Below are 20,230 nucleotides of genomic sequence, written 5' to 3'. Positions count from 1 at the left end.
TCCTACCAATCTTCAATAAATTCTTCCATATGTTCTTCTTCATAACAGTACCAACACAAACCATCATTCTCGTAATAATCAGCTTTGGAAATAGTTTCTCCACACTTTTCACATTCATATACTTTCTTTTTCTTACTCATTCCTGTACTTCCTTTTCTTTAAATCGAATAGTTATTTCTTTTTTTTCGTTTTCCAAATATACAACTTCATAATTCCAAAGTTCATATTTTGCATTTATCCATCTTGCTAAAGTTTTCATGACAAAATCTTTAGTCATTTTGTACTTCCTTTCTGTAAAATCGTTCTTCATGGTATTCAAAGTTCTTTAATAAGTCCCAACCAATAGCCCAACATTCAATAAATTTTGTGTACGTTTCTCTTGTGGTTTCAACCTTCATCCATTCTTTTCTTGTGTTATCCCAAATCCACATGCCTTTTTTTAGTTCTTCAAATCCCAAAGGTGGATTGTTGTCAATACTTCTCAATCTATCAATATCTTTTGGTTCATGACCATCCCATACAGGCGCATTATCAAGTTCTTTACAGTCAAACATATTCCAATATGGCTCGATGTCATAGTGATAGCTATATTGTCCTTGCGGTGTATCTATTCCAACAATAAACATACCGTCATACATTGTTCCGTCATGGTGCTTTTTAGACTTCCATGCAATGTCTTTATTTTGATTGACAATCACACTGAATAACACTGCTCTATGATGATATAACTCGTTATATGTATGGTATCCATCTGATAAATCGCCTGTTTTTAATTTATCAAGTATTTCAAAATGTTCTTCGATTAGTGAATTTAGGATGTCATACAATTCATCTGAATCACAACTCAATTCAATTCCATCTAAACCAGAAGGCAAATCTTCCATAAATTCTTTAATTAATTCGTAATCATTTAATGCTTTTTTACATTGTTCTTTAGTCAACATCTTTAACTTCCTTTCTGTAAAAGCGGTTTGGTTCATATGGAAACCTTTTTTCGTAAGGCCAACCAATAGACCAACAAGATACATATTTCTCGATATCTTCAAATGTTTTATCAATTTCAATCCACGATTTTATGTTCTTATCGTAAACAAGCATTCCCTCTTTCAGTTCTTCAAACTCCAAAGGTGGATTATCAAAATATTCCTGAATCAACAAAGTAAGTAAATTTGAATCCTTTTCAATCGAATGACCTTTATTAATACTGTGATATACATTCTGTACATCAACTTTCGCAAAATACGGTCTTAATAATCTTGTTAGTGCTTCTGAACATTCGTTTTCTGTTAATTGCATTCTTGCACTTCCTTTCGGTAATACCTGCCCTCTTCAAATTCGATTGGGTGATCATATCCTTTGAATTTAAGTTTATTACCATTTATATTCTCTAAAACAAACCATTGACCGCCAAATTTATTGTCCCATACAGGCAAATAATGATAATCCGTATCTTGTTTTACAAATTCATACAATTCATCTAGCGTAAGAGGTGGATTGTCAAAGTGTTCTTCGATTAGTTCATTAAGCGTATCTGCTTTTAATTGCGGAACGTTTTTTATACTCAACTTTTTCGAATTGTCTTCTTTCTCTAATTCACGTAAACCATTTAATGCTTTTTCATAATCTTTTCTAGTCAACAAGTTCATCACTCCCACGGATCGTCTTTGATCGTTTCTCCTTTGTAATCTTTAAATCTTTCCTCTAATGTCTTTTTGTCCTTGAAATGTTCTTCAATCAATTCAGATAAAATATCAAATTCTTTTTCGTAAGAATATGTTTCTCCATAAATTCTGTTATACAAATCGCATAATGCTTCTGAGCACTGTTCTTTAGTTAACATCAAAATCGCTCCAATCTAATTTTTGACCGCAATTAGAACAATAATTATCAAGTTTATTAACTTTCGCACCGCATTTATGACAAAGAATAGAAGCAAACATTCCAGTATCAACTTTTAACGGTGTTTCTTTTTCAAAGTGCTCTCTGATTAGTCGTCTCAAAACCCTATAATCACAAAATCTAATATCGCCAACATACTTTATTCTTCCAAACAAACCTTCATACTCTTGTAATTCGAGGTTAGATATATTTTCTAAAGCTTCATTACATTCTTCTTTAGTCAACAAGTTCATCACCCCACGGGTCTTCTTTAGGTGTTTCATAAGTCCTCCTAGAATAATTGAGGTTGTACCTCTTTTAACATTTTTTGCTTTGCTAAATTATAAAAATTCTTCTTAATTTCAAATCCGTAGCAATTACGATTTAATTCTGCACAAGCTCTTAATGTGCTTGCACTTCCTGCTACCGGATCAATAACCACATCATAAGGGTCTGTAAATATTTCTATTAACTCTTTCAATACTGGTACTGGCTTCTGTGTGGGATGTATCTTTGGATAATTGCCCCCTCTATCCCATTTAAACCAATCAAGAATCATATGACCGTTATTATTAAATTTTGGTAGTTTATCTCGATAAATAACTAATGCCGTTTCTGTGGCTCCACATATTCTCATATTGGCTTTCAATACTTGGCTTGAACTACTTTTGATAAAAAATAAAGGCATTGTATGATTAAATCCAAATTGCTTTGCATACTCTGTAATTTCATTTAATTGTTGCCATGAGCAGAACATAATCATACATGGCGCTTTTCCTCGTTCTTTTGGCTCCTTCTTCAATAGTCTTGTGCAAAATTGAAAGAAGTTATAAATCTTGAAATCTTTATCCGTATCAAAGAACTCTTTTCCTGCTTTATCAGATTCTCCATTTTTGTTATCACCATCAATGTACCAATCGGAACGGCTACCATATGCGTTTTTTCCAATGTTGTACGGGATATCTGCAATAATCAACTGTGCTCTTGGAATTTGATATCTTTTAGCATTTTCAAAATGGTCGTTATATAACTCGATTTTTATTTTCTTTTCATGCTCCATTTGTTCCTCCTAAAACAATCTAATTTGTTCCACTGTTTCCCTGTACATCTGTACTAATTCGTCATGACTGTTTGTCCAAATACCTTGATAAATCTTTTCACCAATTTTGTAATGTCTGTATTCATGACCTTCCTGCACAGGTTCATTTAGTTCGACTAAAAGTAATGTCTTTCCGTCAATCTCCGTCCAATAGTCGGCAGTCATAACTTGATTTATGTATTGATCGGGTAAATATACTTCGTATTCTTTACCGCTTGATAAATTAATTGCTTTCATTTAGTCAAAAATCCTTTGTAATGTGCTAAATCGTATGTCTTGTTATCAAGACTTGTTTTTAAGCCTTTATTTTCCCTTTCAAGTTTTGTGACATAGGATTTAATAATCTCTATGTCGTTACTTGCAAAAGGTAGTTCTGATTCAATGGTTTGAATCGCTTTTTCGTAACTATCCCTGTCTAATTTCACGTTTATAAACACCTCTAATGTATGTGTAAATTTGGTCTAACTTGTCTTTAACTTCGTTGAGCGTCAAAGTTTCTTTCTGCACGTCTTCTAACAGGATTTGTCTTACATATCCTTGCAAAGCTAAACTCAAATCACTGTAATAACCGATTGAGTCTACACGGATATACTTTTCTTTTGTGTCTTTCTTTTCGGCTTCACAATTTCTTCTAAGAATAAATTGTGTTCCATCAGATTCAATGTAAAAATTATGTTCTAACTTAATCATGTTCAATCCTTTCCAAGTTTTTCTTGCAAATTAGCTATTCTTTCTTTTAAATCTTCATCTGCTTCTGTCTTTGCGGTATCTGCATACCAACTTGGCACATCTTCCACTCGCTTATTGTCTTTTAACGGATAAAATGTTTTCCAGCCATGCTCAATAGTTTGATTCACAATATCAATCTTTGTTAAATCATCTAGTGCAAGTTTGTCTAAATTCTTTAATGCTAGATGTAAAGCTCTAGGTGTAAATCCTTTCATCTTCTTACGCATTTCTACAAATTCTAATAAAGCATTTCTTAGTTCTTCACTTTTGGTATAACTCTCAACAATAGAAACGTAAGTTTCTTTTTTTTCTTTATATATTTCTTTTTTTATATTCTTTACATTCTTTACATTCTTGTATTGTGTGCAACTGTTGTTCAACTGTTGTTCAACTGATGTGCATTTGTTGTTCGTCTGTTGTTCATCTATTTGGTACTTATCCCAATTAACAACAGTAACAATCGAATATTTATTAGTACTTTTGATGTGCAACATTCCACATTCTTCAAACAATTTTAACCAACGAAATAAAGTAGAACCATCCACCCTTTTTTTTGGCTTCACACCCTTGTTAAAATCGTCTTCTAACTTGTATCTGCCTGTTGTAAATTGACCTCTTTTTAACTCTATTTTTTGGTTTCCAACTAATATAGTTCGGCTTTCATGCGTTGCTTCTGTTATGCAATAAATCCATAATTTTAGCTTGTCGCTGTCACACCAAACAGACGTATTCTTTATTTTTCTGTATAGCTTTACATAACCTCCCACTTCTTTACCACCTCTAAAAATCCTTAATTTGTACAATCACACAAGGCTGTTCTGAGTAGTATTTATTGACTTGTAATTTCACTACTTGTTTATCATCCTTGTATGCAATTCCGTTTAAAGCATCCAGTATGATCTTGGCTATATTGTCACAATCAGGCTTCTTTGTAGGACTTATTAAAGCATCATAGGCAAGCTCTTTCTTTTTCTTAGAGTAGGACTTAGGAATGGTAAAATACGCATCTATAACCACTTTTAAACGATTCTCAGAAGGTATTACTTGAGGAAAGTTTTGTCTAAATAAAATCTTCACTAAATTTTCATAACTGACTGTTTCTTTCGGTGTATAGGTATGACCATTTCTTGTGAAACGCGGTCTTCCTTTTCCTGCCGGTTCTCCGGGTATTTCAAAATAAACATTCACTGTAAAACCTCCTTGTATAACGTGGTATCTATTCCTAGTTCTTCTGCAATTTCTAAAGTCTTATCAATTAAAGCTGACATTTCTTTTGTGGTAAATTTAGAAGTACCATCAAAGCATCTAGCCACAATATAAGTTCCTTTTTTCTCGTGACGATATTGCAATGTATCCACTGCTCTAAAATTACGCTTTGCGAAATCCAATGCATCTTCACGAATTAACAAAACATTAGAACTTACATTAGCTTCATGTAACAACCAACAATAAAGCTCCCACTCGTCATGACGTGGTGCATTAGGGTTTCTGCACATTTCACCAATCAAGGCCCACAAATATGAATTCTGACGATGTGTTCGTACCGCTTTTTTGCTCTCAATCGTAATGAGATATTCTTCTCCTTCTTCCAATTTTTGTAATTTAATTAAATTTCTTTGTCCTGAAGTATATGGATCAAAATAGAATGAAATAGAACCTTGTGTGTCTGTTTTATTACTAGCTAGCGTTCCTATAACCTTCATAGAACGTCTCCTAGCGTGTTTGCCATAGAGGGCGATACTTTATTTCATCTATTGAAATTTCTCCGTAGATACTCTCTAAATAGGCTTTAATAAAGTCGTCAATAAATGGTCTTCCTAATTTCAAAGCGTATGCTTTCTTCTGCTCATTTGATCCTTGATCGTACATTCTATGACAGTGCATACACAAAGTGACAACATTCTTTTCTACTCCAAGGCCACCTTGTTCACGAGATAATAAAGCGTGTGCGTTTGGCATGGCACAACGTGAGCCACAATAGATGCATCTTTCATGGTCACGTTCCCATACCTTATCCTTGACTTTCTTCGGTATGTCCGTTGCTTTCGCCCTCTTGGTCTTGTACAATTTCTTTCTCCTTCTTTTCAATCATTTGTGAATAGCAATCTAATAGCTTTTGCATCTGTGCTGCATTGAGATATCTGTTGTCTTGTGTAGGAACTTTTGCATTTTTAATAATCCATTTATTTGTACTTGGATTTCTGAAATCACATCCTAAATCTGTTAAACGTGTTCTCAAATTAACATATTTAATTGACAGTTCTTTCAATTCTTCGTTATCTTGTTCTTGTTTCAAAAGTGCATTTTCAATTTCTTCTGCACTTCTTATTCCTGTATCAATTCCAAATCCGCACATTCCTAAAGCTCTACCAACCGAAGAAGTTTCACAATTTTCGATATAGTTTGTTTTATTGACTAAACTTGATCCTTCTCGTTCAGATGCATATCCAGTTGCCAATATATTTTTTTCTTCGTCATATACTGTGGATTTCATGACAACAACACCATTTTCTAAAGAAACAATGTCCGTTACTATAGTTCCTTTTGGATAGACTTTTCTGTAGGCATTTACTCTTTCATCTACAGTGGCATATTCATTCCCCTTAACGTTCATTGTCTTGATTCCCTTGTTTGCCTGTGCAATCAAGATGTAATCATTCATTTGTATTCTCCCTTCAATCTGTATTTATCTACATATCTATGTTTTCCGTATTCGTTCTCACCTGTCTTATAAACTGTTTCGATTTCATAACCCAATTCTCTTAAATCATGAATTCTTGCAGATAATCTTTTGATCTTTAGATAGCTTAGAGCTTGTTTTTCAGTGATAGCTCCGTGTTCTTTTAAGTATTCAAGCAATTTCGTTGCCTGAGTCATAGAGCCGACACCACCAATCTGACCGAAATCCCAATCAAGAAAGCTATCAATGCGACACTCATCAATAAGAAAGCGTTTGTATATTTTCTTCTTGTATTTAGCTTTTCTTCTAAGGCTTTAAGTTCCTTTTCTTTTCTATTGATTCTCTGCAATCTTCCTGATGGTATAATTTGGAAGTTAGGAACATCTAGCTCTATTTCTTTTTTCCTTGTTGCCATCAGTCTTCCCCTTCCTTGTAATCCTTACAGGCCCACGCAAAGCCTAGACAATCAAAGTAATATTTATAATTCTTAGCGTTTAGTCCTTCTTTTAAGTCATGCATTACATCTTCTAAATTTTCCTCTGCGTGCTGCATGGCTTTGTTTTCTCCTTCATCACGTTGAATGCTGTATAAAGATCCAAGTGATAAACAATATGAGATTTTGAATTGCGGAAAATATTTATGTTCTCGACTAGGTTTATCTTCAAGTTCAAACTCTTCTTCGCAATCTTGAACTTGGTCAAACATTCTGTCGTAACTTTCTAACTGTTTTTCAATTTGTTCTTTTGCTTTTTCGTTTATCATTTCTTCTCCTTTGTGTTAAAATAGGAGTGGATATTTTAGGTTATCCACTATTAAGCGCTATCGCTTTGGTCGGCAGGAGGCGCTTTTTCTTTTTCTGCTTTTTCCTTTTCTATTGCGATATAGAATTCTCTAACCGCATCTTGTAGTCTTTTCCTGAATACTTCAGGAGGATCTTTGCTAGGTATTACTGTTACTGGCATCTTCAACTCCTTTCTAGTTTTGTAATCATTTTTGATTACTTAATGGCTAAAAAAAATAGATTCTTTGTCTTTTAAAGAAGTGATATTCAATACATTACACAGTTTTTCTATTTCATACTGATTAAATGGCCAATCACCATTTTTCTTTTTATAGAATGTTTGGCGAGAGATACCTAATTTAGCAGCAATGAATGTAATTGTAAGACCACTTTCCTTAATTTTGGAATCTAACATTTCAACATTTGTCATTTATTCGCCCCTTTCTCATTGTAATCATTTTTGATTACAGCTTAAGTATAATTTGTGTAATCTTATTTGTCAACATAAATTTAATATTTTTGTTTACTTATGATTACAAAAAGAATATACTTAGATTAGGAGGAATACATCTAATGAAACTTGGTGATAAAGTTAAACAAAGAAGATTAGAATTAGGTTTAACCCAAGAAGAGCTAGCTAAAAAAATGGGATATAGTTCAAGAGTTTCTATAAATAAGATAGAAATGGGAAGACCAATATCTCAAAAGATTATATATAGATTAGCTACCGCTTTAAATGTGAGTGTTGCTTATTTGATGGATTGGGAAGAAACTGAATCTAAATTTCATTCTTTAGGAAATATACATCAGATAGCTACCTACTCTCAAATTTGTTGTGGGAATGGTTTATTCATAGATGATTACATCGAAGATTACATAGCCATTCCAGATAGATATATAAAGAAAGGTCGTGAATATTTCGCAAATGTAGCTAGTGGAGATTCCATGATTGGTAAATCAATCAATGATGGTGATGTATTGGTTTTTGAAAAGACAAATGTTCTTTCAAATGGTGATATCGGTTCTTTTTGCATTGGTGATGAATATGTATGCAAAATATATAGACAATTAAATAATGGTCTAATTATATTAGAAAGTGCAAATGATAAATATGAACCAATCGAGATAGATTTAGCCGATGAATCACAGTGCTTTAGAATTATAGGAAAGTTGATAGCAACTTTTAAGAAATATTAGGAGATAGATTATGAAGAAAATTATAGCCTGTCTTTTAACTTTAATTCTATTTGTTGGTTGTTCTACTTCAAACAATGATGAAAAGATAAGTTTTAAAGTGAATGATGACTATACAAATTTTAGTGTAACTTTAGACGAGTTTGAAACTTTATTAAATGCTTACCTATCAGAGCTTATAGATGGATATAGTGAAAAAAGCTTTTCTAGTGTAGCTACAGATGAATATAGCGAATTGCGTGTTGATGATACCACAGTAGTTGAAGCTTTTTTTGATGATAATAATGTTGTTGAATATATACGTGTTCATGGATTTGGCGAAGCAGACACCGTTATAGGTGAGCGTGTTGCAAATGTTGCTGGAACCATAATTGGTATGTCTGATGACGAGTTCGACCATGATACTTTATCTGACAATGCATTTAATATGTATGATAACTGCACAAGAATAGATCAAACAGAAGCGTATGGTTCTGCGGTTCAAGATCATTATATGATGTCTGTTGATTACATAGAAACCGGAGAATATTGTAACTTTTCGATTTGGATACGGCCTTCTGAATTTGAAAACAATGAAGATTATTTAGCATCAACAGATTATTCAACAACTTACGGAGCTTACTGTACATCTATAACAGAAGAAAACGAAGAAGAAATTTCAGAAGAAGAACAAAGTTCTCAACCAACACAACAACCAAGAACATATTGGGGAGAAGGAATGTATAAAGTTGGTGTAGATATTCCGGCAGGCGAATATAACGTAATAGCAGAAAAAGGAGAATCAGCTTATCTTGATTTATCTTCTGATTCAACAGGAAATTCTAGAATTCTAAATAATGTATTTGAAAACAATATGTATATTACTGTAAAAGATGGACAGTATTTAACTCTAAAACGTTGTTATATTTCTTTAGAATAATAAAAAACCGACACCCTCGCAAAGTGTCGGATATGGTGTACTCGCAATACACCGATACAGAAAAAGTTTCGCACTCTTTTTCTGTACCCATTTTACCATAAAATAGAAAGGATGGGTACTTATGGATAAATATTTAATGTATCTTAGAAAGTCACGTTCTGATGATCCAAATGAAACAGTGGAACAGGTCTTGGCTAAACATGAACGAATTCTACAGAACTATGCATCGGCCATGCTAGATCAAAAGATACCGGAAGAATGTATATATCGAGAAGTAGTATCAGGAGAAACGATTGAAGACAGACCTGAAATAAAACGTTTATTTGAACTCATGCAATCAAATACTATAAAAGGTGTATTAGTAGTAGACTGTCAACGTTTATCTCGTGGTGACTTGATTGACTGTGGAACCATTCTACAGAACTTTAAATATACTAATACTCTAATCGTCACACCAAAAAAGACTTTTGATTTATCTAATGAGTATGATTATAAATCGGTAAAGTCTGAACTGATGGCAGGATCAGACTATTTAGACTACATGAAAACAATTATGCAGCGTGGCACATTACAATCTGTATTAGAAGGCAATTATCTCCCTACTCGTACTCCTTTTGGATATAAAAAAGTAAAAGAAGGCAAAAGAAGGCAGTATCTTGTTCCTGATCCTGAAACAGCACCTTATGTAAAATTCATTTATGAGAAGATATTAGAAGGTTACTCCGCTCATGCAATCGGATTAATGTTAGATGATTTGGGTGTTAAACCATTTATGGCTAAATACTGGCATGAACGAACTATTAAGCGAATACTTTCAAATGAGGTATATATTGGTTGTACTGTATGGAATAGACATAAAGTTGAAAAGCGTATTGTTGATGGAAAATTAAAAAAAGTACGTGTTCGTCAAGAAAAACCACTTATTGTTCACGATACACACGAACCTATCATATCAAAAGAAATGTTTGATTCTGTTAAAAAGTTAATGGTATCAAAATCTGTAAAAGTGAATATGAGTAAGGAACTTAAAAGTCCTTATGCCGGACTATTAAGATGCAAACTTTGTGGACGTATGATGAGATATCAAGGAGAAAAAGGCAGAAATGTTCCTCGTTATGATTGCAGTGGTATTAGACATTGTAGAAATATGTCAACAAATGCTACTGTAGTTGATAATGCTATTATTGAAGCATTAAAAAGCAATTTAGAAGATTTTAAAATTAAGCTTAACAAAACCGATGAGGAACAAATACAAACTAAAAAAAACATGATATCAGACTTAAAGAAAAGCCTTGATAAAATAGATCAGAAAAAAGAAAGAATTTACGAATTTTTGGAAGACGGAACATATACAAAAGAAAAATTCATTGAAAGGATTAATAAATTAGAAATTGAGAAAAAAGGTATTGAAACATCTATAAATAAAATAGGAAGTACTATGCCAAATAGGAACGAGTGGAAAGAAAAATATGCTACTCTGAATGAGGCAATAGATATGTTACAAAATCCTAATATTTCTGCAAAATCAAAGAATACATTTCTTAAAAAGTTTATCAAAGTAATCTATTATGAAAAACATGAAAGAGATTCTAGTGCTCCTAGACATGGTGCTGTTACACACTCTAAAAATGTGAATATTGAGATTATTTTAAAGTAGTATATGAGCATTGGAACAATCATTCTTTATTTACGTGACGATACGTTAGGTTGGCTTCGGCACTGCCTAAGGATCCCTGCGCACTTACGGTTACTTTCGCACCAAAAAGATGAAAAGCGATACTTCCCTCTCCTTGTACGGCAGCTGCTCCGATGGAAGCTTCCAAATTTTGTTCTTCTTTATTAAATATGCAGGTAGCCTGTGCATAGACACTTCCAACATCCACATTGCCTCTTGCCTGCAAGTACATATTATTCGTACCGATTTTAGCCTGTCCCTGCAAGGATAAAAGAGAAGCCTGTGCCTGCAGACTCAGTTCCAGTCTGGGATCAAATTCTTCCTCCTTCCACAATACCAGCTCACACGATCCTTTAGCCTGAATATTTCCTAAATGTGCCTGAATACCGGCATCTAAAAGCTCATCGCGATAAACAGCTCCGACCTCTTTAAAGCTATATTCGGCACCTATCGATAGATGCGTATTTTTTTCTTTCTTGGTCAGCTGTGCTAACGCATTCCAATCCTCCTGGTGATAGAAGCGAAATGTTCCATCCTTTAAGTAAGAAAAGCTCTGTCCACTTTTATACATTAAATGATTCTCGGTATTCTCATAGGCGTTTGCACTTTTTCGAAAATAATCAATATAGCTATCCAGTGTATTTTGAATACGATCGTGCTCCTTTTTTAAAGGAAGTTTTCCCGGAAAGGATGCATATTTTCTTCTGGATGCCAAACCATTTGCGATTCTTCGATAAACAGCTGTATCAATGGGCATGCAGCTTCACTTCCATCAGCTGTCTTTGAATCTGTGCCTGCAATGCCTGCAGTCCGTTTTGAAGATGAATAGCTTCCTCTGCCTGGCAGCAGCTTGCGACCTCACTGCAGATCGTAGTGATATAGGATGATAATTCCTGATAATAGGCTACCATCTCCATCATACTTGTACGCCTTGCGACAGCATTTGTTCATTTTCCTGATACGCCTGTGCTGTCTGTTGCAGATATTGGGCATACTGATCCAAGGATTGCACATAGGAGCGAAATACCGGATCTAAGGAATGAAACTGCTCCATCAGCTTGTTAGAGGTGGGTGACTGCCATATAGACTCTAATTGTTGAACTTTGTTTTTGATTTCCTCAAAGATTTGTTGCACCTGCGTGTTCATTCCTTTTAATTGTGCGGAATATTGAAAAACCTCCTGTGAAGATATTTGAATATTTGCCATAGTTTCCTCCTTTTACACTAAATTTCTGGCTCTTGCGATACGCTCCTGTTGAAGCTTTTGATATTCATTGGCGCAATACAACAAAAAATGCGCATAAGTTTCAATGATGGCGACAATCTTCTGCAGCTGTGGTCGAAACTGCTCCAGCTGCGCAATAAACGCCTGATGATCCTGCCCCTGCCATACACTTTGCATCTGTTGCATACGAGCATAGATCTGATTGATTACTTGTTGATAATCATTTGATTTTTGTTCCAGATAATGGGCACCCTGTGCCAATTCCTGATAATTAACTGTTATTTGCATAAATCCTCCTGCTTAAAATAAGATAAAATGATCGCCGGAGATCACGGCATTTTCTCTAAATGTTTTTCCGGAATTTAAAATACGTCCTGATTCGGTATGATAGAAAAAATGAGAAAATGTCGTTCTTTCCAAAGGCCACGACTTTTCTATATCTTGAATAAAGTCCTCAATGACATACGTATCACGAATCCAGACATGATGAAATTTTGATTGTGTAAAAATCTTGATATGAATGAATATATCCTGCATACTGTTATCGATTAAATGAATACACCTCCTGTTCTGTCCAATACACGCCATAGGATGAATGATCTTGTGGCAACGAACGTTTTAGAACATACAAATAATCTTGTATTCCCTGTCCGATCCAGCACACATCTAGATCATAGATCTTCGAAAGATATTCCGGTGTTTGAAACTGATCCGCATTGTAAATGGCATGTAAAACATAAATATCTGCTTCCTCTAAAAAGTCTTCTCTGACATGCAAAGCTTTTTGTGTTTGCCATCTTTCCAGCATATCGGCAATCGTTTGGGCCATTGATCGTTGTACATAACAAATCAATAAAGGATGCTTTTGCTTCCAGAAAACTTCCTGATGAGATTTTGAATTCCACCCCAAACGCAAGACATGATTTTGATGATGAAGTATATAAGCCTTTTCCTTTCGTTTCGGTTTTAGTACTCCTTCCCTTTTTTGAAATAAGATTGGATATAAGCTCTGCTTTCTAAAGATATATCCTTTATGTGAGCGCATGCTCAGATCTGCTCGAATAAAACATCCAAAGAATTCTCGCAAGTCTTCGATATCACTAAAGTCGTAACAAATGCGGTTCGACTGAATCAAAAACCATTCTTTTAATCGTCTATCCCATGTTCTTATAAATAGAAATAAAATGACGTTATCACTTTTAAGTACATCCAAATCTTTCTGTTTCAGGTTTGTGTAATCTACTAACCACACACATGGTTTTCGTATCGATTTTATTCTTCCAAATTCTTTTTCAGACAAGCAGGCATCCAAGCCATCTTCTTCGATTTCCAAACCATAGACCGGCAAGGTCGTCCAGCCGACAATGCTTTGAATCAGTTCTTTTCTTTTTTGATAGGAAGTACAATAGATACACGAACATTGTCCCGGTTGAGGCGTCCAATCCCTGACTTGTTGTATAGACGGCTCATCGATCAATGCCAATTGTTGCGATTTGAAAACACTTTGATCAAACGGATGTATGATCCATTCCTTTGCACTTTCATCTTTGTTTATTTGTTGCGATAAAAAATGAAACAAAGTTGTCTTTTCCTGGTGATAGCTTTGCACGATCTTTCCATTCTCATCAACTTCACAATATCCATTGGGATGTAAATAGATTTCTTTTTGCAGATACCATGCTTTACCCATACGTTGATGAGCCTGTTGATCTTGAAGAATGAAATCTCCCGGTCGTTTTAAGGCATAAGCATGATCGGAGTGCAAAACTTCATAAGAATCGGCAGTGGTTGCGACACTCATACAGATCTTAAAGTCCACATTAGCCCAAATTTGATCATCCATTACACCTAATGGCTTTTGTGTAGAAAGAATACAATGCACACCCAAAGACCTTCCGATACGGGCGATTTCTTTGATTTTCATCAAGAAATCCGGAAAGCTTTGTTTGAGCTGTGCCAATTCATCGACAATCAAAAATACATGCGCCAAAGGATCTTTGATGTGATAAGCGTTATAAGCATCGATATGTGCTGTTTGGTCTGGATGTTCCTGGCTAAATTGCTGAAGGATCTTTTGTCTTTTTTCCAAAAAAGCCTGAAGACTTTGATCAAAGCGTTCCATTTGATCCTTTTCAAGATTAGTCAACATACCCTGACAATGAGGAAAGTGCATAAAATACTGTCCAAAGGCTCCACCTTTAAAATCAATCAGAATATATTGAAATAATTTAGGGGAATTCTGTATGACCAGCTGTAAAAGAATATTTCGTAACATTTCACTTTTTCCACTGCCGGTTTTACCAGCCAGAAATCCATGTGGCCCTTGTTTAGATTCCTGCAAATCTAAGTACAGGAATGTCCCTTTTTCTTCAAAACCCAGACATACTTTTAAGTTCACACGATTTTGACGACACGAATCTAAAGAGAAATGCCAGATATCCTGACCAAAAAGAGCTTTACATTCCTGATCTTGATCCCATCGTTTTTCCTGATGAAGAAACATGAGTTTTCTAAATAGGTCACCAGGCTGGCAAAAATCCGCCATTTGCAGCATAGGGCCAGCCGCATCAAAACAAATGCAGGTTTCTTCTGAAGGAAGAGATTCCAAAGCAAACGCTTCATTGATCATAAAGGTATATTCATAGCTATGATCTAAATCCTGTATGAAGCTAAGCCATTCTTCCTTCGTTTGAATCAAAAGTTTTTTTGTATCCTTAATACAAGCTTCATGATTGAAAAAAGGATGCTCTTTAGACATAGATGCATCGACCCACACCCATTTTCGATGAGCTTGATAAGCAACCAGTAACCATTCCAGAAATAAAGACTCGATCCATGAAAAAGCTACTTTGGGAAGATGAATCTGTTGTCCCTGTTCTAAAAACACCGGCGTATCTTCATAGGTTTTGATAGAGTGTATTAAGGTTTCTTGTTGTTGAAACAAACGGTCCTGCTCCTGCAGATAATTTGGTTTTCTAAACTGAAGTTGGATCCATTCACATTTCTGATAACCAATCCACAAGCGATAATCCCTTTTTGCCTCTCTTTGAAAGTTTAAAAGCTGCAACTGATACTGCTCTACCCATTGTAAAACAGCGTTCTGATATTCCTTTTGCATCCTTTCCATCTCGTTTTGACTGCGTTTACAATACAGCGAATATTGATCAATCAAAGCTTGATTTTCCTTTTTCTTTTCACGAACTGTCATCTTTCGATTCCACAAGCCAAAGGCACCAAAGGCCAATCCCATAGATACCGCATTGATCATTAGCGATACCACCGAAAAGCTTTGTTGCGGTGAACTGATCCATACAACGCCGGCACTGACCAAACCGGAAATCAATATCAACAAAGAGGAGCCCATCGATTGAAACCAGTGCCCTTTGGGAATGGGCATTAACGGCTGCGGTGACTGTAACAAAAAAGATACTTGTTGTACTGTTTTGACGGTTTGTGAAATGGCTTGAACCTTGGGAAGTTCAGGAATCTTGTCAAACACGACATTTTTCTGTTCCTGTAAAACCCCTAAAACCAAATAACCCGGTAAGTAATAGGCTTCTTTGGTTCCAAACCATAAATGATCTAAAGCGTTTAGTTTTTGTTTCCGGATTCTTTTACCGTTACAATACGTGCCGTTTGTACTCTGTAAATCTTCCAGGTAATCGTTGGTTATTTGAAAGTGAAAGGATGAAATTGTCTCATCTTCTATAACGATCGAACAAGTTGGATCTCGTCCTATGACATTGTGCTTCTGTAACTTTTTTACTGACCAGCAACTTGGTAAACGATATAGGGCAAAGGTAATCTGGTTCCATACGATACCTTCTTCTTTCAACAACATTCGTTGTTGATTCGCAACCAAATACCATTGTCCTTTTCTCTTTGGAAAAACAACTCCTTCAACTTTTAAGCCCTCCTGCAATGTATAAATGAAAAGCTGTTCTTCCTTAAGAACCTTTAGTTTTTCCATGCTTCACTTTCCAAAACAAGCCAAAGATGCCTAAAAGTCCAGGAATCACAAGCAGCCAATACCCATAAAACTTTGTCTTTTCAAGCGTAAAAGTTTGTTGGATCTCTGCGGTATTGCCACTTTTATCTTCTGCACTGGCTACAATTTTTGTTTCTTTGTCCTTTAAAGTGATCAAAACGTATTCATTGTGCAAGGCATCTTTGTGTATCTGATCTGCATCCATTTTTTTGCCATTGATCTGAATATCGGTAAAATGATCGTCTGAATACGATTCTGTATTCAATAATGTTAAACGAAGAACATCTCCTTTTTGTAAATGAGTCAGTGATCCTCCATTTTCTGCCATAAAGCGCATCATGGGTTTTGTTCGATCCTGCAAACGAATTTCTTTTTTCTCCAGAATAATTTTTTGATCCTCGTTCTTTTTCCAAGTTCTCCAAATACTTCGTGAATCCAGATACGATCCAAAATAAGGATCCTTTGTCTGTACCTGGACAACTTTTTCCGGCTTTTTTGGCACAGTAGAAGCTTGTAAAAGCAAGCTTTCGATTTGGGTTTGATATTGAAGTTCATACAAATACGAAGAAATATTTCCCTGCAGATCTTTTCCCTGACAAACCAACTTTAAACGATCCTGGTTTTTTAAAGACTGCCAGATCGTATTCAATTGCCCCAATGGGATTTTTTGATCATTCACATAAATATCTAATTGTTGTTCAATCGGCTCATCCCAAAAAAAGGTAAATTCTTTTTTCTCATGAAGGATATACAACTGATTGGCCATCATAGGCTGCTGGCCATGAAATAATGTCAAAACAGGCGGCTTGGCATCCAGTAATACATCGACTGGTTTAAGCGCTGTTCGACCAAAGAGATCTGTCGCCTTTAACACAACCGATACTGTCTTTTGCTGTCCTTCTGTTGCCTTTAAAATCAATCGATCATCTGCTTCTACAACCATGTGATCTACGATCACACTTTTTTCTTTGACAAACTCCGGCCAGTGAATCAAAAGCTCCTTATCTCTTGAATCGGGAATCTCTTTGACTTCCGCTTGAATTTCCGGCTCTGTCTCTGAGAAATGAAAAGTAAACGTATCCTGATCATTGATCTTTAAAGCATGATTTGGATTTTGACGATCATATAAGTACACCTTGAATACTCCATTCTGCAGCTTATACGAGATCTCCTTTTGATTCTGACAGGTGATTTCATCAATTACCTGCTCCTCTTTTTGTACCAGCATATAAATTTCATCGACAATTGGTGCATTAAAAGTAACCTGTAAGCTCCATTGCCCTTCTGTTGTCGAAACGAATTGTGCATGGGCATAAATAGGCTTTGGTTCCTGAATCCAAAACTCCTTTACGATCGTTTTCTCCCTTACAATCTGGACATGATGCGCTTGTTTTGAGAAAGGAACACTTCCCTTATGTTCTTCCCACACGATTGGCACATCATGCTCATCTATAAGAACTTGTATTTTTGAATCATCGCTTATGATTTCAAATGAATCAGCTTCATCATACTCTACATGTTCTAAAACCGGTTTCTTCTGATAATAAACTTGTATCGCATCCGGTGGATGCTCCCACGCATATACCGTCATCGGCAAAAACAACCATACGATATTAATCCATAAAAACCATCGCTTCATACTCACATCCCTTCTAATTGAAAAGTTCAAATAGCTTCATAAATGTTTCTTCCTCCTGAAAGCTTTCTATAAAAGTCTGCGGAAGACTACTCGTCTGAATTTCTCTGGATCGCAAAAACAACAAATACTCGGCATGAATGCATGCGACTTCTTTAAATAGTTCTTTGTTTTCCTGTATTTCGTTGATTGTCCAGCTTCTATGAATGTTTTCTAAAAGCACACGTCCTTCTTTGTCTAAAATGATTTCCTTTTCCAATAAAAGCTGCTCCACGACCAACATGTGTAATCCCTTGTTGAAGATATCCTTTTCTTCCTGGATCGCCTGTAAACTTCTAATCAATAAAGAAGCATCATAACCAGGCTCTTGTTGCGTGATCCAATGCGCCAATTGTATTTGTAATGGCATTTTCTTTTGTATGGACTCTGGTATGTTCTCTAACAAATACGATACGATCGACTGACTTCTGGAAAAGATAGACTGTTCCAGAAAAAAGCTAGCGTTCTCTTCGTTCGATAATACCTCTTTACGCAATCGATTCTGCACGATCCATTCGGATAAAAGCCTCTGTGTCTTTTCCTGAATTCCTCCTTGTATTTGATGTTGTTGAAGCTGATAATCGTGGATCAAATCTGGTGGAACACTTTGAAAAAAGAGTATGTTATAAAAGAAAACAGACAGAATAAAAAGTAATAAACACACACCTTTTCGAATATGACCCGCCAGTAAAAAGTAAAATCTTGCCAATCGCATCGTCCGAAATCGCTTTTTCGCATCCTTTCTAGTGCATTTAAGACACCACAACCGATACAAGGGAAGCTTGTAAAAAGGTTTGAGCATGACTCCAAGTGCATAGATATCCGTAGAAACCTCCTTTCTTTTTTGTGTAAGCGACTCGGGTGTCTGATTCGATGGCGAAGACATATACACTTGCACAGAACCGATTGGTAAGCAGGCATTAAAATCAATGAGAAATACATGATCTTGATACACCATCACGTTTTCGAGCTTGAGATCCATATAAAGAAACCCATGAGCATGGAGGTTTTCTAAAAGGTGCATGAGTTCTAAGATCCATCGTTTTTTCAATCGAAACTGTCTTTTCTCTTCCGTCATCTTCATCCATGTTTTTCCCGGGATCCACGTTTCAATGATCATGATTTGATCTGCCTCTTCTATCACATCGATCAGATGCGGTATATAGGGATCATCCATCAAAGATAAAACATGGATTTCCGTTCGAAACTGATGAATATGAATTTTCGTTGCGTTTGAAAGAAACAACGTTTTGGTGAAATAGCGTTTGCCTGTCCATTGGTCTTCTACCAAAGCACAGGTCGTACAGAAAGAGGAGGATAAAGTCCTTATGATCTTATATCTTTCCATCTTCATCTTGTCTAAAAATAAAATCTACGCTTCCCAATGTAAGCTTCATTCCGTCATGCAGACGCATCTTGCGAACCACTTGTTTATCATTGAGAAAGGTCTTGTTTAAGCTTTTTAGATCTTTGATGTAGTAACGTTCATTTTCGCAAAGTATCAGGGCATGTTTTAAGGAAATTGATTCATCGGGTAATCGTATGTCGCAGGATACTAAACGTCCAATCAGTACACTTTCTGTTTGAAGATCGTATTTTCTTCCCGTCTCTTTTTCTTCTAAATACGCTTTTGTCATATTGACTTGACCAATCAACTGTGTCTTGTTTTCAAGAGGTAAAGTCTGTGTATCTGGTACAAAGCGCATCTTTGCATAATACAAAGTAGAGACCGGCTCCTTTAAGCGAAAGCTTTCTCTTTCTTTGAAGAATGTCCAACGCTTTAACGGATAATAATTTCGTTTCACATTCTCCAGACCGGAAATCAAATTTGGTAAGGAAAATTCTTCACTTTGACAAAATCGAATCATAAATCCTAAGATTTCATAAGCCGTTGTTGTTTTAAAGTGCTCTATCAAATACTGGACCCATGATACGACCTGCGTTTTTTGAAACATCCATTCATCCAGAACTAAAGGAACGACAAGAAAATAGAAGGTATCTCCATAAGGGGAAACAAACACAAAAGAAGGATCGAATAAGACAGGTTTGTTGCGATTGACACTGATCGCACATTCGAATAACTTCTTTAAAAAGAAATATCCCTCTTTTTTCTCAAAAGTCACTCGTTCCAGAAAATCTTTTAAGTTGATCAAATTTTCTACCGAATACGCAATCACACCTTTTTGTCGATCATCCAAAACACAGCGAAGACAATAATCATCACCAGCCATTTTTTCAAAGACTGTCAAATCCATTTTAGAAGGGTCTTTTAAGGCAACCTTTAAAATGGAGGAGTCCTGAGATAAAACTTGAATCCATTGGTTCATAAAACCTCCTTTTTTGAAAACCTCACTATTAGATACGATAAATTTTGATAAAACTATTAA

The 20,230-nt window shown here is 35.4% G+C and carries 33 protein-coding genes; 3 read left to right on the top strand and 30 right to left on the bottom strand.

The genetic code is table 11. The features are described from left to right. Positions 1 to 2: 2 nt before the first annotated feature. The 21 genes from ACTQX6_RS02440 to ACTQX6_RS02340 are packed head-to-tail and all read right to left on the bottom strand — an operon-like array spanning position 3 to position 7,597. Positions 3 to 140, bottom strand: coding sequence for a hypothetical protein (locus tag ACTQX6_RS02440; protein ID WP_441657278.1), 138 nt, complete (start codon positions 138 to 140; stop codon positions 3 to 5). Beyond that, positions 137 to 277 (bottom strand): hypothetical protein, encoded by a 141-nt coding sequence (locus ACTQX6_RS02435; RefSeq protein ID WP_441657279.1) that lies wholly within the window; start codon positions 275 to 277, stop codon positions 137 to 139. The genes ACTQX6_RS02440 and ACTQX6_RS02435 overlap by 4 nt, the downstream gene beginning before the upstream one ends. Then, a complete protein-coding gene (locus ACTQX6_RS02430) occupies positions 270 to 944 on the bottom strand; it encodes a WDGH domain-containing protein (RefSeq protein ID WP_441657280.1) in 675 nt (224 codons plus the stop codon). The genes ACTQX6_RS02435 and ACTQX6_RS02430 overlap by 8 nt, the downstream gene beginning before the upstream one ends. Beyond that, the gene (locus ACTQX6_RS02425) at positions 934 to 1,296 is read right to left on the bottom strand and encodes a hypothetical protein (RefSeq protein ID WP_441657281.1); all 363 of its coding nucleotides are present in this window, start codon (positions 1,294 to 1,296) and stop codon (positions 934 to 936) included. The genes ACTQX6_RS02430 and ACTQX6_RS02425 overlap by 11 nt, the downstream gene beginning before the upstream one ends. Beyond that, complete coding sequence (locus ACTQX6_RS02420; RefSeq protein ID WP_441657282.1) at positions 1,287 to 1,640, bottom strand: hypothetical protein; 354 nt, start codon at positions 1,638 to 1,640, stop codon at positions 1,287 to 1,289. Before ACTQX6_RS02420 ends, ACTQX6_RS02425 begins: the two co-directional genes overlap by 10 nt. A gap of 5 nt (positions 1,641 to 1,645) precedes the next feature. Next, entirely contained in the window at positions 1,646 to 1,840 is a 195-nt protein-coding gene (locus ACTQX6_RS02415) for a hypothetical protein (RefSeq protein ID WP_441657283.1), read from the bottom strand. After that, entirely contained in the window at positions 1,830 to 2,162 is a 333-nt protein-coding gene (locus ACTQX6_RS02410; RefSeq protein WP_441657284.1) for a hypothetical protein, read from the bottom strand. Before ACTQX6_RS02410 ends, ACTQX6_RS02415 begins: the two co-directional genes overlap by 11 nt. A gap of 8 nt (positions 2,163 to 2,170) precedes the next feature. Then, positions 2,171 to 2,938, bottom strand: coding sequence for a DNA-methyltransferase (locus ACTQX6_RS02405; protein ID WP_441657285.1), 768 nt, complete (start codon positions 2,936 to 2,938; stop codon positions 2,171 to 2,173). 9 nt (positions 2,939 to 2,947) lie between these two features. After that, complete coding sequence (locus ACTQX6_RS02400; protein ID WP_441657286.1) at positions 2,948 to 3,214, bottom strand: hypothetical protein; 267 nt, start codon at positions 3,212 to 3,214, stop codon at positions 2,948 to 2,950. Further along, a complete protein-coding gene (locus ACTQX6_RS02395; protein WP_441657287.1) occupies positions 3,211 to 3,402 on the bottom strand; it encodes a hypothetical protein in 192 nt (63 codons plus the stop codon). The genes ACTQX6_RS02400 and ACTQX6_RS02395 overlap by 4 nt, the downstream gene beginning before the upstream one ends. After that, positions 3,383 to 3,667 carry a hypothetical protein gene (locus ACTQX6_RS02390; protein WP_441657288.1) on the bottom strand — a complete coding sequence of 95 codons (285 nt, stop codon included), beginning with the start codon at positions 3,665 to 3,667 and terminating at the stop codon, positions 3,383 to 3,385. Before ACTQX6_RS02390 ends, ACTQX6_RS02395 begins: the two co-directional genes overlap by 20 nt. 2 nt (positions 3,668 to 3,669) lie before the next feature. Continuing rightward, positions 3,670 to 4,473, bottom strand: coding sequence for a hypothetical protein (locus tag ACTQX6_RS02385; RefSeq protein ID WP_441657289.1), 804 nt, complete (start codon positions 4,471 to 4,473; stop codon positions 3,670 to 3,672). 13 nt (positions 4,474 to 4,486) lie between these two features. Next, positions 4,487 to 4,894, bottom strand: coding sequence for a RusA family crossover junction endodeoxyribonuclease (locus ACTQX6_RS02380; protein WP_441657290.1), 408 nt, complete (start codon positions 4,892 to 4,894; stop codon positions 4,487 to 4,489). Then, positions 4,891 to 5,409, bottom strand: a complete 519-nt coding sequence (locus ACTQX6_RS02375) for a hypothetical protein (protein WP_441657291.1) — start codon at positions 5,407 to 5,409, stop codon at positions 4,891 to 4,893. The genes ACTQX6_RS02380 and ACTQX6_RS02375 overlap by 4 nt, the downstream gene beginning before the upstream one ends. 10 nt (positions 5,410 to 5,419) lie before the next feature. Then, entirely contained in the window at positions 5,420 to 5,665 is a 246-nt protein-coding gene (locus ACTQX6_RS02370) for a hypothetical protein (RefSeq protein WP_441657703.1), read from the bottom strand. A gap of 52 nt (positions 5,666 to 5,717) precedes the next feature. Beyond that, complete coding sequence (locus ACTQX6_RS02365; RefSeq protein WP_441657293.1) at positions 5,718 to 6,368, bottom strand: hypothetical protein; 651 nt, start codon at positions 6,366 to 6,368, stop codon at positions 5,718 to 5,720. Continuing rightward, positions 6,365 to 6,583 carry a helix-turn-helix domain-containing protein gene (locus tag ACTQX6_RS02360; RefSeq protein WP_117446797.1) on the bottom strand — a complete coding sequence of 73 codons (219 nt, stop codon included), beginning with the start codon at positions 6,581 to 6,583 and terminating at the stop codon, positions 6,365 to 6,367. Before ACTQX6_RS02360 ends, ACTQX6_RS02365 begins: the two co-directional genes overlap by 4 nt. Continuing rightward, entirely contained in the window at positions 6,580 to 6,801 is a 222-nt protein-coding gene (locus ACTQX6_RS02355) for a hypothetical protein (RefSeq protein ID WP_117446798.1), read from the bottom strand. The genes ACTQX6_RS02360 and ACTQX6_RS02355 overlap by 4 nt, the downstream gene beginning before the upstream one ends. Beyond that, a complete protein-coding gene (locus tag ACTQX6_RS02350; protein ID WP_117446799.1) occupies positions 6,801 to 7,148 on the bottom strand; it encodes a hypothetical protein in 348 nt (115 codons plus the stop codon). The genes ACTQX6_RS02355 and ACTQX6_RS02350 overlap by 1 nt, the downstream gene beginning before the upstream one ends. Positions 7,149 to 7,198: 50 nt before the next feature. Continuing rightward, positions 7,199 to 7,348, bottom strand: a complete 150-nt coding sequence (locus tag ACTQX6_RS02345) for a hypothetical protein (protein WP_181965641.1) — start codon at positions 7,346 to 7,348, stop codon at positions 7,199 to 7,201. A gap of 39 nt (positions 7,349 to 7,387) precedes the next feature. Then, on the bottom strand, positions 7,388 to 7,597 hold the full coding sequence (locus ACTQX6_RS02340) for a helix-turn-helix domain-containing protein (protein ID WP_117446800.1): 210 nt from the start codon (positions 7,595 to 7,597) through the stop codon (positions 7,388 to 7,390). 143 nt (positions 7,598 to 7,740) lie between these two features. On the opposite strand from ACTQX6_RS02340, the gene ACTQX6_RS02335 reads away from it, so the two are divergent. From ACTQX6_RS02335 to ACTQX6_RS02325, 3 genes are all read left to right on the top strand, one after another. Then, positions 7,741 to 8,364, top strand: coding sequence for a LexA family protein (locus ACTQX6_RS02335; RefSeq protein WP_117446801.1), 624 nt, complete (start codon positions 7,741 to 7,743; stop codon positions 8,362 to 8,364). A gap of 10 nt (positions 8,365 to 8,374) precedes the next feature. Further along, positions 8,375 to 9,280 carry a hypothetical protein gene (locus ACTQX6_RS02330; RefSeq protein ID WP_320870164.1) on the top strand — a complete coding sequence of 302 codons (906 nt, stop codon included), beginning with the start codon at positions 8,375 to 8,377 and terminating at the stop codon, positions 9,278 to 9,280. A gap of 121 nt (positions 9,281 to 9,401) precedes the next feature. Beyond that, positions 9,402 to 10,937, top strand: a complete 1,536-nt coding sequence (locus ACTQX6_RS02325; protein ID WP_117446803.1) for a recombinase family protein — start codon at positions 9,402 to 9,404, stop codon at positions 10,935 to 10,937. A 19-nt stretch (positions 10,938 to 10,956) separates the two neighbouring features. Here ACTQX6_RS02325 and ACTQX6_RS02320 read toward each other — a convergent pair whose 3' ends face one another. From ACTQX6_RS02320 to ACTQX6_RS02280, 9 genes are read right to left on the bottom strand one after another with little or no spacing between them, the layout of a single operon-like run. Beyond that, positions 10,957 to 11,712, bottom strand: a complete 756-nt coding sequence (locus ACTQX6_RS02320; RefSeq protein WP_117446804.1) for a hypothetical protein — start codon at positions 11,710 to 11,712, stop codon at positions 10,957 to 10,959. Then, positions 11,702 to 11,875 (bottom strand): hypothetical protein, encoded by a 174-nt coding sequence (locus ACTQX6_RS02315; protein WP_168965489.1) that lies wholly within the window; start codon positions 11,873 to 11,875, stop codon positions 11,702 to 11,704. The genes ACTQX6_RS02320 and ACTQX6_RS02315 overlap by 11 nt, the downstream gene beginning before the upstream one ends. Further along, complete coding sequence (locus ACTQX6_RS02310; RefSeq protein WP_117446805.1) at positions 11,872 to 12,162, bottom strand: WXG100 family type VII secretion target; 291 nt, start codon at positions 12,160 to 12,162, stop codon at positions 11,872 to 11,874. Before ACTQX6_RS02310 ends, ACTQX6_RS02315 begins: the two co-directional genes overlap by 4 nt. A gap of 12 nt (positions 12,163 to 12,174) precedes the next feature. After that, complete coding sequence (locus ACTQX6_RS02305; RefSeq protein WP_022789849.1) at positions 12,175 to 12,468, bottom strand: WXG100 family type VII secretion target; 294 nt, start codon at positions 12,466 to 12,468, stop codon at positions 12,175 to 12,177. Positions 12,469 to 12,480: 12 nt separating this feature from the next. Then, on the bottom strand, positions 12,481 to 12,717 hold the full coding sequence (locus ACTQX6_RS02300; RefSeq protein ID WP_294687331.1) for a hypothetical protein: 237 nt from the start codon (positions 12,715 to 12,717) through the stop codon (positions 12,481 to 12,483). A 4-nt stretch (positions 12,718 to 12,721) separates the two neighbouring features. Further along, positions 12,722 to 16,150: an FHA domain-containing protein gene (locus ACTQX6_RS02295; RefSeq protein ID WP_294687330.1), complete on the bottom strand. Its 3,429-nt coding sequence runs from the start codon at positions 16,148 to 16,150 to the stop codon at positions 12,722 to 12,724. Continuing rightward, positions 16,128 to 17,807, bottom strand: coding sequence for a hypothetical protein (locus tag ACTQX6_RS02290; protein ID WP_320863285.1), 1,680 nt, complete (start codon positions 17,805 to 17,807; stop codon positions 16,128 to 16,130). Before ACTQX6_RS02290 ends, ACTQX6_RS02295 begins: the two co-directional genes overlap by 23 nt. 13 nt (positions 17,808 to 17,820) lie before the next feature. Next, a complete protein-coding gene (locus tag ACTQX6_RS02285; protein ID WP_441657702.1) occupies positions 17,821 to 19,197 on the bottom strand; it encodes a protein kinase domain-containing protein in 1,377 nt (458 codons plus the stop codon). After that, complete coding sequence (locus tag ACTQX6_RS02280) at positions 19,178 to 20,170, bottom strand: FHA domain-containing protein (RefSeq protein WP_441657294.1); 993 nt, start codon at positions 20,168 to 20,170, stop codon at positions 19,178 to 19,180. Before ACTQX6_RS02280 ends, ACTQX6_RS02285 begins: the two co-directional genes overlap by 20 nt. Positions 20,171 to 20,230: the final 60 nt, after the last annotated feature.

Source organism: Faecalicoccus sp. LCP19S3_E2, from assembly GCF_052121255.1.
Taxonomy (GTDB): Bacteria; Bacillota_I; Bacilli_A; order Erysipelotrichales; family Erysipelotrichaceae; genus Faecalicoccus.
This window is presented reverse-complemented; position numbering and strand designations above follow the sequence as displayed.

What these genes read in the sequence shown, in the direction of transcription:
- ACTQX6_RS02440 (WP_441657278.1), bottom strand. Translation starts at nt 140, where the DNA reads ATGAGTAAGAAAAAGAAAGTATATGAATGTGAAAAGTGTGGAGAAACT.
- ACTQX6_RS02325 (WP_117446803.1), top strand. Translation starts at nt 9,402, where the DNA reads ATGGATAAATATTTAATGTATCTTAGAAAGTCACGTTCTGATGATCCA.
- ACTQX6_RS02405 (WP_441657285.1), bottom strand. Translation starts at nt 2,938, where the DNA reads ATGGAGCATGAAAAGAAAATAAAAATCGAGTTATATAACGACCATTTT.
- ACTQX6_RS02430 (WP_441657280.1), bottom strand. Translation starts at nt 944, where the DNA reads ATGTTGACTAAAGAACAATGTAAAAAAGCATTAAATGATTACGAATTA.
- ACTQX6_RS02285 (WP_441657702.1), bottom strand. Translation starts at nt 19,197, where the DNA reads ATGAAGATGGAAAGATATAAGATCATAAGGACTTTATCCTCCTCTTTC.
- ACTQX6_RS02335 (WP_117446801.1), top strand. Translation starts at nt 7,741, where the DNA reads ATGAAACTTGGTGATAAAGTTAAACAAAGAAGATTAGAATTAGGTTTA.
- ACTQX6_RS02390 (WP_441657288.1), bottom strand. Translation starts at nt 3,667, where the DNA reads ATGATTAAGTTAGAACATAATTTTTACATTGAATCTGATGGAACACAA.
- ACTQX6_RS02415 (WP_441657283.1), bottom strand. Translation starts at nt 1,840, where the DNA reads ATGTTAACTAAAGAACAGTGCTCAGAAGCATTATGCGATTTGTATAAC.
- ACTQX6_RS02435 (WP_441657279.1), bottom strand. Translation starts at nt 277, where the DNA reads ATGACTAAAGATTTTGTCATGAAAACTTTAGCAAGATGGATAAATGCA.
- ACTQX6_RS02315 (WP_168965489.1), bottom strand. Translation starts at nt 11,875, where the DNA reads ATGATGGAGATGGTAGCCTATTATCAGGAATTATCATCCTATATCACT.
- ACTQX6_RS02360 (WP_117446797.1), bottom strand. Translation starts at nt 6,583, where the DNA reads ATGACTCAGGCAACGAAATTGCTTGAATACTTAAAAGAACACGGAGCT.
- ACTQX6_RS02290 (WP_320863285.1), bottom strand. Translation starts at nt 17,807, where the DNA reads ATGAAGCGATGGTTTTTATGGATTAATATCGTATGGTTGTTTTTGCCG.
- ACTQX6_RS02370 (WP_441657703.1), bottom strand. Translation starts at nt 5,665, where the DNA reads ATGCCAAACGCACACGCTTTATTATCTCGTGAACAAGGTGGCCTTGGA.
- ACTQX6_RS02310 (WP_117446805.1), bottom strand. Translation starts at nt 12,162, where the DNA reads ATGGCAAATATTCAAATATCTTCACAGGAGGTTTTTCAATATTCCGCA.
- ACTQX6_RS02340 (WP_117446800.1), bottom strand. Translation starts at nt 7,597, where the DNA reads ATGACAAATGTTGAAATGTTAGATTCCAAAATTAAGGAAAGTGGTCTT.
- ACTQX6_RS02410 (WP_441657284.1), bottom strand. Translation starts at nt 2,162, where the DNA reads ATGAAACACCTAAAGAAGACCCGTGGGGTGATGAACTTGTTGACTAAA.
- ACTQX6_RS02355 (WP_117446798.1), bottom strand. Translation starts at nt 6,801, where the DNA reads ATGGCAACAAGGAAAAAAGAAATAGAGCTAGATGTTCCTAACTTCCAA.
- ACTQX6_RS02280 (WP_441657294.1), bottom strand. Translation starts at nt 20,170, where the DNA reads ATGAACCAATGGATTCAAGTTTTATCTCAGGACTCCTCCATTTTAAAG.
- ACTQX6_RS02350 (WP_117446799.1), bottom strand. Translation starts at nt 7,148, where the DNA reads ATGATAAACGAAAAAGCAAAAGAACAAATTGAAAAACAGTTAGAAAGT.
- ACTQX6_RS02320 (WP_117446804.1), bottom strand. Translation starts at nt 11,712, where the DNA reads ATGCCCATTGATACAGCTGTTTATCGAAGAATCGCAAATGGTTTGGCA.
- ACTQX6_RS02425 (WP_441657281.1), bottom strand. Translation starts at nt 1,296, where the DNA reads ATGCAATTAACAGAAAACGAATGTTCAGAAGCACTAACAAGATTATTA.
- ACTQX6_RS02365 (WP_441657293.1), bottom strand. Translation starts at nt 6,368, where the DNA reads ATGAATGATTACATCTTGATTGCACAGGCAAACAAGGGAATCAAGACA.
- ACTQX6_RS02375 (WP_441657291.1), bottom strand. Translation starts at nt 5,409, where the DNA reads ATGAAGGTTATAGGAACGCTAGCTAGTAATAAAACAGACACACAAGGT.
- ACTQX6_RS02295 (WP_294687330.1), bottom strand. Translation starts at nt 16,150, where the DNA reads ATGGAAAAACTAAAGGTTCTTAAGGAAGAACAGCTTTTCATTTATACA.
- ACTQX6_RS02330 (WP_320870164.1), top strand. Translation starts at nt 8,375, where the DNA reads ATGAAGAAAATTATAGCCTGTCTTTTAACTTTAATTCTATTTGTTGGT.
- ACTQX6_RS02305 (WP_022789849.1), bottom strand. Translation starts at nt 12,468, where the DNA reads ATGCAAATAACAGTTAATTATCAGGAATTGGCACAGGGTGCCCATTAT.
- ACTQX6_RS02300 (WP_294687331.1), bottom strand. Translation starts at nt 12,717, where the DNA reads ATGCAGGATATATTCATTCATATCAAGATTTTTACACAATCAAAATTT.
- ACTQX6_RS02345 (WP_181965641.1), bottom strand. Translation starts at nt 7,348, where the DNA reads ATGCCAGTAACAGTAATACCTAGCAAAGATCCTCCTGAAGTATTCAGG.
- ACTQX6_RS02400 (WP_441657286.1), bottom strand. Translation starts at nt 3,214, where the DNA reads ATGAAAGCAATTAATTTATCAAGCGGTAAAGAATACGAAGTATATTTA.